Source organism: Mariniflexile ostreae (assembly GCF_042427585.1).
Classification (GTDB): domain Bacteria; phylum Bacteroidota; class Bacteroidia; order Flavobacteriales; family Flavobacteriaceae; genus Pseudalgibacter; species Pseudalgibacter ostreae.
This window is the reverse complement of the sequence record NZ_JBHMFC010000003.1, coordinates 32,907-45,202: the sequence shown is the minus strand read 5'-3', so window position 1 is coordinate 45,202 and position 12,296 is coordinate 32,907. Positions and strand designations below refer to the sequence as shown.

Here is a 12,296-nt window from a genome sequence, read left to right as displayed (position 1 = left end):
TATTCTATTATTTTTTACTCCTAGGGTGCGCATTAATGTGTACTTTCTTCAAATCGGCAATACTATTATGGGTGTATACCTGGGTAGCAGCCAAACTTGAATGTCCTAAAAGTTCCTTTACAGCGTTTAAATCTGCACCTTGGTTCAACAAATGTGTTGCAAAAGAATGCCTTAGTATGTGAGGGCTCTTTTTAACTTTTGAAGATGCTATACTAAAATAATCATTTATTATTCTGTAAACAAGCGTTTCGTATATTTCACCTCCTTTTTTGGTTAAAAAGAAAGTTTGAGGAGCTTCGGTTAACGCCAATTCATTTCTTAAATGTAAATAACTGTTTATACTGTGCACTACAGGCTTTAATAACGGAATGATGCGCTCTTTATTTCTTTTACCTAACACTTTTAACGTTTTATTGGCTAAATCGAAATTGGAAAGCTTAAGCTGTACCAATTCTATTCTCCGTATCCCTGTTGAATAAAACAGTTCTATAATAAGCTTATTGCGAACACTTTCGAAGTCTTCACCAAAATTCAAATCATTTAAAGCCATTTTCACTTCAGATTCCGAAAAAGGGACCTGTATGGTTTTACTTGTTTTTAAAGCACGGTGATTGGCCAAGGGATTTTGAGTAATGCCCCCTGTTTTTAAAAGAAATTTATAATACGTGCTTAAGGCCGACACCTTTCTATTGATTGTTCTGTTGGATATGCGCTCTTCTACTAAAAAAACAATCCAACTTCTTATCTGAGAATAATTAACCTCAGTAAGGGGTTCTGTTTGATATGTTCTCCAGATAAACCCCTTAAAATCTTCCAAATCTTTAAGATATGCTTTTACAGTAAGTGGAGAGTATTTTTTCTCCAATAATAGATAATCTGAAAAAGAAGTAAAGTCCATATAAAAAACTTAAAGATTCAATGTACAAGATACAATGTTTTATTGCATTTGGCTTTATAGCAAAAAAAAATTCCCGTGTAAAACGGGAATTTAGTCTTGTTTTAGATTCAGATGTTCTATAAATTCTCTGCATCTCTTAAACTTTGTACATATTGTGCTTTTTGGATTTTGACCCTAAAAACCACAGACGGTTTGTTAAACTGCTTACGTTCTTGTAATTGACGTTTCGTTCCAGTTCTATCAAACTTTCTCTTATAACGCTTGAGCGCTCTATCGATATTTTCTCCTTCTTTAATTGGTATTATTAACATAGTGCCTTAACCTCCTCTCTTTTAGATTTTCGGGTGCAAATATAAAATAATTTTTGATTTAGAATTTGCGTTTTATATTTTTTTTTAAGTCACTGGTTTATATTCTTTTTTGTCGATGATGATTTTAGCCAAAATCTCTCGGAGAATTTCTGAAGTTCCGCCACCAATAGGCCCCAATCTACTGTCCCGAAACAATCTTGCCATAGGGTAGTCTTCCATATAACCATAGCCCCCTAAAAATTGAAGACATTGATAAATGACATCATCTGCCATTTTTGTAGATTTTAGTTTAGACATCGTTGCTTCTTTTACAACATACTCTCCCCTATTTAGCCTAAAGGCAATGGCATAATTAAAAGCTTTACACATTTCCATATCGGTGTAGGCATCCACAAGCGTATGTCTTAATGCCTGAAACTGATTGATAGATTTCCCAAAAGCATAACGTTCAGACATGTATTGTAAGGCATATTCCAGAGCAAACTCGGCTCTAGCATGCGCATTAACGCCCATAATCAAACGCTCTAACGCAAAATGCTGTACAATATATGAAAAGCCCTTGTCTTGCTCGCCCAATAACTGGCTTGCAGGCACTTCTACATTATCGAAAGCAATTTCGCCCGTATCGGAAGCCCGCCATCCCAATTTATCTAATTTTGTAGCAGAAACCCCTTCAACATCCCTATCTAAAACAAAAATACTAATGCCTTTATTGCCCTTTTCCGGGCTTGTTTTTACAGCTACAATTAAGTAATCGCTATACACACCATTAGTAATAAACGTTTTAGAACCATTAATTATATAATGGTCGCCTTTTTTAACAGCGGTAGTTCGCATCCCTGCAACATCACTGCCTCCAAAAGGTTCCGAAATACATAAACAACCAATTTTATCGCCTGTTATACTAGGTTCTAAATATTGCTTTTTCAATGCCTCATCCCCTTCCTTGTTTAAATGGGTCATTGCTAAATAAACATGTGCCCAAACGGCAGCAGCAAAACCTCCTGAATTTATTTTTTGAAGTTCCTCTAAAAGAATTACAGTATAAAAAAGATCTAAATTTACCCCCCCATATGCTTCTGGATAGGCTAGACCAAAATAGCCCATATCTCCAAATTTTTTCCATATAGATTTATCAATTTTCCCTGCTTTTTCCCAAGCTTCAATATGTGGCACCACCTCTTTTTTTAAAAAGTCTTGAAGACTCTTTCTAAAAAGATTATGTTCTTCCGTGAAGTACATGTTATTCATTCATTTTCCTTTTTCAATCAAGGGACAAATATAATTTAATTATATCAATTTTATTTATAGGAAAGTCTTTAACTTTCCCTAATTCATCTAAAGCCTGAAACCCTTGGTGCAATTGGCGATATTCCAATATGCGGTGCGCCAGATTGTAATCAATATGTTGTATCGTTACAAGCTCATGTTTTGTAGCAGTATTTAAGTCAATTTTTTGTACGGCTCGGGGTGTTTTTACTGTAAATTCTTTTGTAATTTTCGCTATAAGTTCTGGAGTAAGCCCAGAAACATCCTGTAATTGAATATCGGCAATAAAGCCTCCCAAAAAACGATTTCTAAATTTTACGATACGTTCAGAATAATGCACCCCTATACCGTGAATGCTCTGAAGCTCAATTGCTGTTGCTGTATTCAAATCTCGTTTTTGGACAAATGGTTTTGATATGTCGTTCTTTTGGCTTAAAAATGATTGTTTTTTATTGGTGTTTTTTACCCATTCCGGAAATTTAAAATATACAGAAATCTGATTTAAAAGTGAATCTGAAACACCTGTTACTTGCTGAAACTGCGCTACCGAGTTAATCCATTTATTCTGCTCCCTAAACGCCAGTAACTTATCAATTTCCTCATTGCTCATTCCCAAAGAAGCGCCTTTATAATCGGTCATGTAATTAGGGTTGAAAGGATATACTTTAGGTTTTCGCTTTTCAATTTCTATGGCACGTAAAGCATCCATTTCCTTTTGAAACCGATGATATGCTACGGTATTAACAGTAAGGTCTTCTGAAGCAGTGCTCATAAAGAAATAAACACATTGCAATGCAATAACCATAGCTATTAACAACAAGATAGCCAAACGTTGCTGTTTAGAAAACAAAACTTGGGATTTCATAAAACAAGCTTCATAGTTGCGCTTTATAAATGTTCATTTAAATCTTCTGCTCCTTCCTCTATGGCTTCATGTTTTGTTTTGATAGCGTTATTGTACCTTTTAAGCTCTTTACTAATTATGGGAGATAACAACACCACACCAATAATATTAGGAACCACCATGGCGAAAATCATGGCATCTGAAAAATTGATTACTGCCCCTAAACTAATGGACGCACCAACTACCACAAAAAACAAGAACAAAACCTTATAAACCAAATCTGACACTTTCCCTTTTCCAAAAAGAAACACCCAACCTTGCAAGCCGTAATAAGACCATGAAATCATAGTGGAGAGTGCAAATAAGATAACGGCAATTGTTAGTACGATAGAAAAATGCGGAATTACCGAATCAAAAGCTTGTGCCGTAATCTGCACCCCCTCTTTAACCTCTACGCCATATTGCATCACAGACCCATCAAAATTAGTAATCACAATAACCAAAGCCGTCATGGTGCAAATAACCACAGTGTCTACAAAAGGCTCTAAAAGCGCTACTATCCCTTCGCTTGCAGGGTAAATGGTGCGTACCGCAGAATGCGCAATAGCTGCCGACCCTACACCAGCTTCATTAGAAAATGCTCCTCTACGAATTCCCTGTATCATAACCCCTACTAATCCTCCAGCGATTCCCAGACCTGAAAAAGCCCCTTCATAGATCAGTAATAAAGCATCATCAATAAGAGAAAAATTAGCCCCCAAAATAACAAGTGCACCCAATACATAAATACCTGCCATAAAAGGCACGATTTTTTCAGTAACCTTTGCTATTCTTTTTATGCCCCCAATAATCACAATAGCTACTATAGTAGCCATAAAAAGACCAAAATATAAGCCTGCATTCGACCCCTGAAGGTTAAACAACTTCACGAACTGTGCCGCTGCTTGATTGGCTTGAAACATATTGCCTCCGCCAAAAGACCCTCCAATAACAAAAATAGAAAACAAAATAGCCAGTATCTTTCCAAAACCGCCCATACCCTTTTGTTTAAGACCTTTAGTTAAATAATACATAGGGCCACCATATATGGTTCCATCTTTACCTACATCTCTAAATTTAACACCCAATGTGCATTCCGCAAATTTAGATGCCATTCCTAAAAACCCCACCATTATCATCCAAAAAGTAGCACCCGGTCCCCCAATGGACAATGCCACTGCAACCCCTGCAATATTGCCTAAACCAACCGTTGCGGATAGCGCTGCAGTTAATGCTTGAAAATGGGATACCTCACCATCTACACTATCATCTCTTAAGGTTTCAAGAATATCCTGTCCCTCATTTGGTGTAGGATCCCCGTACAAGGTATCTGCACCGTGCTTTTCTATATCTTCATACTTTCCTCTAACAACCCTAATCGCTGTACGAAACCCTGTGATATTAATAAACTTAAAATAAAGGGTAAAGTAAATCGCTCCCCCTACAAGTACAATAAGCACCCAAGGAATTTTATAGGTATTAGAAAAAGGAATTTCATAAAAAATAGCTTCCACAAACCAACCTGTATAGTCTTTAAAAATTCTATCGATTTTTTGTGAAGTGGATTCTTGTGCAAATATTAAAAAAGGAAGTAAAAAGGTAATCATTAAAAGAAGACGCTTCTTCATATAAATCTTATTATATATTGATATAGTGTGAAACTTTTGTTAAAAACACAGCAATATGCTAAAAATAAATCATTTTTTAAAACAAATGAAGTTAAATATACTTTTCTAACAACCATTTTTCTTACCTTATTTCTTGTTGTAGGCTGTTATAAATCTAGTAAAACAGTGAGATTGACCTATTTGAGTGTGAAAAAACTTTCATTTATTTTTTATCGTGGTTAACATTTGAATTTCAAATTGTTAAACAAACGTCTACAAACTATATATAAGCTATGGCCGAAAACAAAATCGCATAGCAAACCCCTGTATTAAAGAGTATCAGCATACAACGAATGACATTCAAATATTGATTTTTATGAAAGAGAAAAACACCACATTGCCATATAGTTTATGCAGAAAAATTAGGCTAGTACGGATTACAAATCAAAAACAGAGGACCGTTTGGTGTAAACCATATCTTTAATATGCATCCAGAAAGCCATAAACAAGTATAGAGCAAACCCAAAACCCACGGTTACAAAAGTTAGATACATAAAAGAGATACGCACTACTTTTGCTCTAATACCTATGCGATCTGCAATACGTTGGCAAACATAAAAACCGCGTTTCTGAAAAAACAATAAAGCTCTATAAAAAATATTCATATTGCAATGTACCATTTATTTATGTAAAAGTGAACTACCGATAACACATTGCAAACATTTATTATAATCGCAATAATTGTTTTTTAACTGAAGTAATCCTTGGGATTGCAATGCATTTTCGGAAACTTTTTTTAAGGAATTGAATTTTTCAATAATACTGTTTTTTTCTGAAGGCACCTGTTGGATGAGCTGAATGATAGTATCATCTATTTCTTTACCTTGATACTTCGCATAGCTAAATTTCAAGGGGATAATGGTATTTATCAACAAAAGATCCACAAAGGCATGAGTGAGTATTTTTTTTGAAGGTTTTGAGGCTTTCGAGAAAGTGTAATGCGATTCCCAAAAAGACGAGGTGCTTAACGCAAACATTTCATAAAATGCTTCGATAGTATTGGTTTCCATAATTTTCGAGAAACTATTTTGGTACTCATTATAAAAACTGGCCAGATGTGCCAGCCTAATGGTAGGGAAATTTGGAGGACGTAATCTAAAAAACTGAACAGGCACGACGTCTTTATTAGAAAGCTTAAATTTAGTGCTAAGAAAACTATAAGTATTCGAAAGTTCTTGAAAATACCCATGTTCTACAGGCTTCTCCAACAAATGCGACTGGCCAAAGAACAACGCCTCTAAAGCCGTCCGATTCGACTGTATTTTCCTAACAACCGAAAAGTCTATGGCATTCGCCATGCTCAAAAAGGCCTCACCATTTACTTTCAACCCGAAATTTTTGGCTAACATCTTAAACAATACAGCTTCCCAATCATTTTTTGAATTCTTCAATAGAAGATCAATAGCATTCGATTTCCTTTCAAGCCGTTCAAAATATAAACGTTCCAACCAATTTTTAATTTTAAAATCAGCAACATCAGCAAAATCTGCTTCACAATTAATCCATTTTTGCCCTTTGGAAAAAAGCTTTTTATAATGCTCCATAGCTTGTTTGGATACAATTTCTTTTAGTTCCAATACCGGTATGGCCGTATTATCTTTTCTAAACACTTCGCTATCATGCTCCCAAACCACATGTAATATTACAGTATCATAATGGGCATCGGTTTCATGGTTATGCAAAAACCAGTCGCTAGATTTCACGTGGATTTCTACATTACCTGCCCAAAGTTGATTGTCGATTTTAAGTTGTGCATTAAAAAAATCGGGCCCGCTATTAAGATTATGCTGCCCAACCGAAACTAGGGAAATAGTTTCCTTCTCGGTAGTCTCTAAACTAGAAGCATCAAATTTTTTGTGCTTCCATATATAATGTAAAAAGTCTTCTTGCATCTGTTAAATATAGAATACCCTTGCAAAAACACCAAATTCAAAATCATTATTCTTCAGTAATTGGTTAAATTTGCTTTTTAAACGCCTTAGTTTTTTTTTATGGAACAATTAACGTTAACGACTCCCGCTCTTTTATTTTCAGCCATTTCATTAATCATGCTAGCCTATACCAATAGATTTTTGGCCTATGCAGCTGTAATACGGAGTTTACACGATAAGTATTTAGAAAAAAAAGACTCCCTTTTAATAGAGCAGATTAAAAATATAAAACAAAGGCTTTACCTTACCCGATCGATGCAAATTTTTGGAATATCTAGCTTGTTGCTCTGTGTACTCACCATGTTTTTAATATATGTACAACTGCACACTATAGCGATATGGGTTTTTGGTGCGGCACTTATTTTATTAATCTTATCCTTAGCCGTTTTAATTGTAGAAATTCAGATTTCGGTAAAAGCTTTGGAGCATCATATTCGCGATATAGAAAACAATTAAAAAACAGTGTTTTCTATATTATTTTAAAAACAAAACCACATAATATCATCAACATACATATCAAATTATCTAAACCGCTATTTTACCATAAAAAAGGCCTCATAACCTTATAATTAAATCCAATATTTTGCATTTCTCTTTTAATTTAAACTACTTTATGATGGAAAATCTCCCCCGAACAAAACAATTCATGATCTTTATGCTCATTATAATGGCATTCGCTAGTTGTAAACAAGAAAAAGAACAATCTCCTATGAATGATAATGTATTATTAAAACCATGGACCGGGCCCTATGGCGGTGTTCCCGCTTTCGACCACATGGAAATTGAAGATGTGAAACCCGCTATGATTCAAGGCATGGCTCTTCAACTTAAAGAAATTGAAGCCATAGCAAACCATACAGCCCCTCCTACCTTCGAGAATACCATTGAAGCCATGGAGCGTGCTGGCTCAGAATTAAATAGAGGATTTGCCTATTATGGTGTTTTAAGCAGCAATATGTCCTCTTCCGAGTTTAGGGACATTGAAACAGAATTGGCGCCTTTATTTTCCGAATTTCAATCTAAAATTTCCCAAAATAAAAAACTATTCGAACGTATAAAAACAATTTATGATGCTTCTTTAAAAAACCCACTCCCCGCCGATCAACAACGTGTTACTGAACTTACTTATAAAAAATTCGAAATGAATGGTGCCGCATTAGATGCTCAAAAGAAAGCAAGGTATGCAGCCATAAACAAAGAATTATCGAGTTTATATACTAAATTCTCAAACAACGTTTTGCACGATGAGGAAAACTATGTGACCTATCTAAATGAAAACCAATTAGAAGGCCTTTCACAAGGGTATATTAAATCTGCTGCAAAAATAGCCACAGACAAAGGGCAAGATGGAAAATATGCGATTACCAATACACGATCCTCAATAGATCCGTTCTTAACCTATTCCAAAGAAAGAGCTTTACGCAAACAGGTCTTTACAAATTACTATTCTAGAGGTGATAATGGCGATGTATATGACAATAATGAACTGATTGCTGAAATTTTAAAGCTACGGCGTGAACGTGTGGCCCTTTTAGGGTATAATAATTATGCGGAATGGCGCCTACAAGACAGAATGGCTAAAACTCCAGAAAATGCCATGGATTTGATGGAGGCTGTCTGGCCTGCTGCCATTGCTCGTGTTGCAGAAGAGGTTAAAGACATGCAAGCCATTGCTGATAAGCATGGAGACCGTATTACCATCGAGCCTTGGGATTACCGTTTTTATGCTGAAATGGTTAGGAAAGAGAAATACAATCTAGATTCTGACCTAATAAAACAGTATTTACAATTGGACAAACTAACCGAAGCGATGCATTACGTAGCTGGAAGATTATTTAATTATAAATTCACGCCGGTTCCTGAAGGCACTGTGCCCGTATTTCATGAGGATGTAAAAGTATGGGAGGTAACCGACCAAACTTCTGGCGAAAACATCGGACTTTGGTATTTAGACCCCTATGCTAGAGAAGGGAAGCGCTCTGGTGCCTGGGCAACCTCCTACAGAAGCCATACCACCTTTGACGGTAAAAAAAATGTATTGGCTTCTAACAATTCAAATTTTATTAAACCTGCTCCTGGGGAGGCCTTACTTGTATCGTGGGACGATGCTATTACATTTTTCCATGAATTTGGCCATGCCCTCCATTTCTTTTCTTCCAATGTTAAATACCCTACGTTAAACAGTGGTGTTAGGGATTATACAGAATTCCAATCGCAATTATTGGAACGCTGGCTATCTACAGACGAGGTTATCAACACTTTTTTAGTACATCAAGAAACAGGTCTGCCCATGCCAGCAGAGTTAGTTTCAAAAATAAAAAATGCAGCCACATTTAATAAAGGGTTTGCAACTACAGAATATTTGGCATCGGCTATTATGGACATGAAATTACATCTTGCAGACCCTACCGATATCGATGTGGATGCATTTGAACGCGAAACACTTGCAGCGCTGCATATGCCAAAAGAATTGCCAATGCGGCACAGAACCCCTCATTTTAGCCATGTATTCTCTGGTGAAGGCTATGCCACAGCTTACTATGGATATATGTGGGCCGATGTATTAACGGCCGATGCAACAGAAGCTTTTGTAGAGGCTCCTGGAGGCTTTTACGACAAAGAAATGGCCGATAAGTTGATTACATATTTATTTGCGCCCAGCAACTCTATAGATCCTGCAGAAGCTTATAGATTATTTAGAGGACGTGATGCGAAAATTGAAGCGCTCATGAGAGATAGAGGTTTTCCTGTAACTACAGAATAAAATTTTTATAAAAAATCTTAATCGTATTTACAAACATAAAAGGAGGGCTTAAAAGCCCTCCTTTTTATTACGATATTTCAATACTTCTAGCCGGTTTTTGTTTGGCTTCTTCACGCTTTGGTAAATGGATTTTTAAAACGCCTTCGTTATAGCTGGCATTTATTTTTGCTTCATCTATTGTTTCGGGCAAGGTAAATGTTCTTTTAAATGAAGCATATCCAAATTCTCTACGTGTATACCCTTCATCATTAGCTTCCTTATCCTCTTCTATTTCTGCAGAAATGGAAAGCACGTAATTATCTAAATCGATTTTAAAATCAGATTTTTTTAATCCTGGCACGGCCATTTCCACTACAAAATCGTCTGAAGTTTCTTTTATATTTACTTTAGGCAATGAAATCCCTGTATTAAAATTTGATGAGAATACGGTTGGAAAATCATTTAAAAAGAAATCATCAAACCAAGATGACCTTGAAGGATAATTAGAACTTTTCTTTGCTAAATTTCCATTTCTAGGAACGGTTATTAAATTGCTCATAGTCTTAATTTTTTTAAGTTAAACATTATTGATTTTCATAATGCAAATAGTCAAAAAAAATACCAAAAGCATTTTTTCGAGTTTCTCCTTATTATTTTAGAAATTATTTAACACCTAACTGTCAATAGTTCATTTTCATACTTTTAAATATGACGATATTTCACCATAACCCCCTGATAATCTGACACATTTTCATTTATTTTTTACAATTCAGCTCTTGTTTTTATATCATGATTTTATTTATTTTGAAATCAAATCTTATTGTACTTTAAGTTCATTTTTATAGTTTAATTAATTCGTTTTTAGATTATGGAGAAACAACCTGTTAAAGTTCAACTTATAAAAAAAGAAGGAACACGTTACTACATCAAGTTTCCTAACTTAAAAATACCGGTGTCTGTAAATAAGCAGCTGTATCTTAAAATGAAACATAGTAATGCCTATCAATTTCATAACGATAATAGCGCTATTTCAAAAGCAAACGCCTCATAACTAAAAAAGACGCCATGAGCTGTATTAATGTAGAAAAAAGCTGTTTCAATCACTCTGAAACAGCTTTTTTTTTACAGAAGAAAAGGAGCCTATTTACGGTCTCGCAAGTATTTCAAGAAATTACACAATCGCCTTAGTTATTTTCTTTAGGTTTTGTATAAGCATATAATGCCAAATAATTAACACTAAGAACCACAAGCCCAAGCCCTACAACAATTCCCGAATGTATCGCATTAAATATTATAAAATCTTTACTAGCTCCTGATAGTATAGCATACCAAAAAAAAGGGCAAAAAACGCCAACTAACGATATGTTACGTCCTGTTTTTACACCCTTCTTTAATGCTTGTATTTTATCACTTGATTTTTTAGTGGTTTTTGGTTTACCATGAACAACATCCATACATTTTCTCCCGATAAGAGAATAAGGACATGCTCGGACAATAGATTTAAAAAAATGACTTAAATATTTCATATACTAGGTTTTAAAATAAAAAATAAAAGATAAAACCACCCACTATAGCCATAGTTAAAACAGAAAAAATAAATGCGATTATGGCTTTAGGTTTTAACATAGAAGAAATAATAGCTATTTCTGGTAGACTGGCTCCTGTACCTCCGATAATTAAAGCCATAGCCGCCCCCATACTCATACCTTTAACGATAAGCGCTTTTAATATAGGTATAGCCATTTCAATTCGCAGGTATAATGGAATCCCAACCGTTGCCGCTATAGGAATAGCGAAAGGACTATCGTTTCCTAAATATTTTTCCACCCATGCATCTGGCACAAATACGGCAGAAACAGCACTTATAACCGCTCCAAGCAAAACATACGGAAAAATACGTTTAAATAAACTCCAGCCAAAGTTAAAAGCCTCTGTAAGCTTTTGATTAGACGCACTCGTTTGTCCACATAAACCCCTAAAGTTATTACTAGGATCATTAATCGGGTTTTGAGCAACACCGCAAGAGTCTGTTAAATTATTTAAACCTGTACCACTATTAACGACTGGTTGAGAGGCACAGGTGGGTGGGTGTGTTTTTAAGTTTAGCTCCATTCTTTTTACACTATGCCTAATGGACGTCTTTCCTGCAATAGTGCCAAAAAGAACCGCACCAATAAATACAATAAGAAAATAAACCAATGCCACTTCCCATCCAAAAACCCCAAAAATAAACCCCACTACAACAAAATTAGCTAGTGGAGCAGAAATTAAAAAAGAAAACACCATAGCAAAAGGCGCCCCCATTTCGATCATCCCCATAGATACGGGAACCATAGAAGCACTACAAAAAGGGGTAGGTATCCCTAATAAAGCCCCCATTAAACCACTATATTTTCCAGTTTTCGACAACCTTTTTTGAAGTTTTTCTTGGGGAATAAAAGCTCTTATTAAACCTGTAATTATAGACACAAGGGCTATTATGAGTACTAACACTACTCCTACATGTAGAAATTCGTTTAATGCTAAATTTAATTTTTCGTTCATGATATTTATTATTATTTATAGTATATATGTGAAAATCCACATATGTTATT

General features: G+C 35.2%; 13 protein-coding genes. 3 read left to right on the top strand and 10 right to left on the bottom strand.

Going from position 1 to position 12,296, the window contains the following annotated elements:
- Positions 1–7: 7 nt before the first annotated feature.
- The 7 genes from ACFFU9_RS01020 to ACFFU9_RS00990 all read right to left on the bottom strand — a co-directional run bounded on the left by ACFFU9_RS01020 (position 8) and on the right by ACFFU9_RS00990 (position 6,920).
- Positions 8–898 (bottom strand): tyrosine-type recombinase/integrase, encoded by an 891-nt coding sequence (locus ACFFU9_RS01020; protein WP_379859499.1) that lies wholly within the window; start codon positions 896–898, stop codon positions 8–10.
- A 116-nt stretch (positions 899–1,014) separates the two neighbouring features.
- Positions 1,015–1,209, bottom strand: a complete 195-nt coding sequence (gene rpsU, locus ACFFU9_RS01015) for a 30S ribosomal protein S21 (protein WP_379859498.1) — start codon at positions 1,207–1,209, stop codon at positions 1,015–1,017.
- A gap of 84 nt (positions 1,210–1,293) precedes the next feature.
- The gene (locus ACFFU9_RS01010) at positions 1,294–2,460 is read right to left on the bottom strand and encodes an acyl-CoA dehydrogenase family protein (protein ID WP_379859497.1); all 1,167 of its coding nucleotides are present in this window, start codon (positions 2,458–2,460) and stop codon (positions 1,294–1,296) included.
- Positions 2,461–2,473: 13 nt separating this feature from the next.
- On the bottom strand, positions 2,474–3,343 hold the full coding sequence (locus tag ACFFU9_RS01005) for a ComEA family DNA-binding protein (RefSeq protein ID WP_379859496.1): 870 nt from the start codon (positions 3,341–3,343) through the stop codon (positions 2,474–2,476).
- A 23-nt stretch (positions 3,344–3,366) separates the two neighbouring features.
- Complete coding sequence (locus ACFFU9_RS01000; RefSeq protein WP_379859495.1) at positions 3,367–4,989, bottom strand: alanine/glycine:cation symporter family protein; 1,623 nt, start codon at positions 4,987–4,989, stop codon at positions 3,367–3,369.
- A 416-nt stretch (positions 4,990–5,405) separates the two neighbouring features.
- Entirely contained in the window at positions 5,406–5,633 is a 228-nt protein-coding gene (locus tag ACFFU9_RS00995) for a PspC domain-containing protein (protein ID WP_379859494.1), read from the bottom strand.
- A 15-nt stretch (positions 5,634–5,648) separates the two neighbouring features.
- A complete protein-coding gene (locus ACFFU9_RS00990) occupies positions 5,649–6,920 on the bottom strand; it encodes a DUF2851 family protein (protein WP_379859493.1) in 1,272 nt (423 codons plus the stop codon).
- A gap of 99 nt (positions 6,921–7,019) precedes the next feature.
- On the opposite strand from ACFFU9_RS00990, the gene ACFFU9_RS00985 reads away from it, so the two are divergent.
- Both ACFFU9_RS00985 and ACFFU9_RS00980 read left to right on the top strand, forming a co-directional pair.
- Positions 7,020–7,415 (top strand): DUF2721 domain-containing protein, encoded by a 396-nt coding sequence (locus ACFFU9_RS00985; protein ID WP_379859492.1) that lies wholly within the window; start codon positions 7,020–7,022, stop codon positions 7,413–7,415.
- A gap of 199 nt (positions 7,416–7,614) precedes the next feature.
- Entirely contained in the window at positions 7,615–9,723 is a 2,109-nt protein-coding gene (locus tag ACFFU9_RS00980; protein ID WP_379859491.1) for a M3 family metallopeptidase, read from the top strand.
- Positions 9,724–9,790: 67 nt separating this feature from the next.
- Here the strand turns inward: ACFFU9_RS00980 and ACFFU9_RS00975 are convergent, their stop codons facing one another.
- Positions 9,791–10,261 (bottom strand): Hsp20/alpha crystallin family protein, encoded by a 471-nt coding sequence (locus ACFFU9_RS00975; RefSeq protein ID WP_379859490.1) that lies wholly within the window; start codon positions 10,259–10,261, stop codon positions 9,791–9,793.
- Positions 10,262–10,570: 309 nt separating this feature from the next.
- On the opposite strand from ACFFU9_RS00975, the gene ACFFU9_RS00970 reads away from it, so the two are divergent.
- The gene (locus ACFFU9_RS00970; protein WP_379859489.1) at positions 10,571–10,753 is read left to right on the top strand and encodes a hypothetical protein; all 183 of its coding nucleotides are present in this window, start codon (positions 10,571–10,573) and stop codon (positions 10,751–10,753) included.
- Positions 10,754–10,886: 133 nt separating this feature from the next.
- Here ACFFU9_RS00970 and ACFFU9_RS00965 read toward each other — a convergent pair whose 3' ends face one another.
- Together ACFFU9_RS00965 and ACFFU9_RS00960 are read right to left on the bottom strand one after the other, a co-directional pair.
- Positions 10,887–11,228: a hypothetical protein gene (locus ACFFU9_RS00965; RefSeq protein ID WP_379859488.1), complete on the bottom strand. Its 342-nt coding sequence runs from the start codon at positions 11,226–11,228 to the stop codon at positions 10,887–10,889.
- A 10-nt stretch (positions 11,229–11,238) separates the two neighbouring features.
- Positions 11,239–12,246, bottom strand: a complete 1,008-nt coding sequence (locus ACFFU9_RS00960) for a permease (protein WP_379859487.1) — start codon at positions 12,244–12,246, stop codon at positions 11,239–11,241.
- Between the last annotated feature and the right edge of the window lie 50 nt (positions 12,247–12,296).

Excerpts from the sequence above, each read along its gene's own strand:
- ACFFU9_RS01020 (WP_379859499.1), bottom strand. The coding sequence starts at position 898 with ATGGACTTTACTTCTTTTTCAGATTATCTATTATTGGAGAAAAAATAC.
- rpsU (WP_379859498.1), bottom strand. The coding sequence starts at position 1,209 with ATGTTAATAATACCAATTAAAGAAGGAGAAAATATCGATAGAGCGCTC.
- ACFFU9_RS01010 (WP_379859497.1), bottom strand. The coding sequence starts at position 2,460 with ATGAATAACATGTACTTCACGGAAGAACATAATCTTTTTAGAAAGAGT.
- ACFFU9_RS01005 (WP_379859496.1), bottom strand. The coding sequence starts at position 3,343 with ATGAAATCCCAAGTTTTGTTTTCTAAACAGCAACGTTTGGCTATCTTG.
- ACFFU9_RS01000 (WP_379859495.1), bottom strand. The coding sequence starts at position 4,989 with ATGAAGAAGCGTCTTCTTTTAATGATTACCTTTTTACTTCCTTTTTTA.
- ACFFU9_RS00995 (WP_379859494.1), bottom strand. The coding sequence starts at position 5,633 with ATGAATATTTTTTATAGAGCTTTATTGTTTTTTCAGAAACGCGGTTTT.
- ACFFU9_RS00990 (WP_379859493.1), bottom strand. The coding sequence starts at position 6,920 with ATGCAAGAAGACTTTTTACATTATATATGGAAGCACAAAAAATTTGAT.
- ACFFU9_RS00985 (WP_379859492.1), top strand. The coding sequence starts at position 7,020 with ATGGAACAATTAACGTTAACGACTCCCGCTCTTTTATTTTCAGCCATT.
- ACFFU9_RS00980 (WP_379859491.1), top strand. The coding sequence starts at position 7,615 with ATGCTCATTATAATGGCATTCGCTAGTTGTAAACAAGAAAAAGAACAA.
- ACFFU9_RS00975 (WP_379859490.1), bottom strand. The coding sequence starts at position 10,261 with ATGAGCAATTTAATAACCGTTCCTAGAAATGGAAATTTAGCAAAGAAA.
- ACFFU9_RS00970 (WP_379859489.1), top strand. The coding sequence starts at position 10,571 with ATGGAGAAACAACCTGTTAAAGTTCAACTTATAAAAAAAGAAGGAACA.
- ACFFU9_RS00965 (WP_379859488.1), bottom strand. The coding sequence starts at position 11,228 with ATGAAATATTTAAGTCATTTTTTTAAATCTATTGTCCGAGCATGTCCT.
- ACFFU9_RS00960 (WP_379859487.1), bottom strand. The coding sequence starts at position 12,246 with ATGAACGAAAAATTAAATTTAGCATTAAACGAATTTCTACATGTAGGA.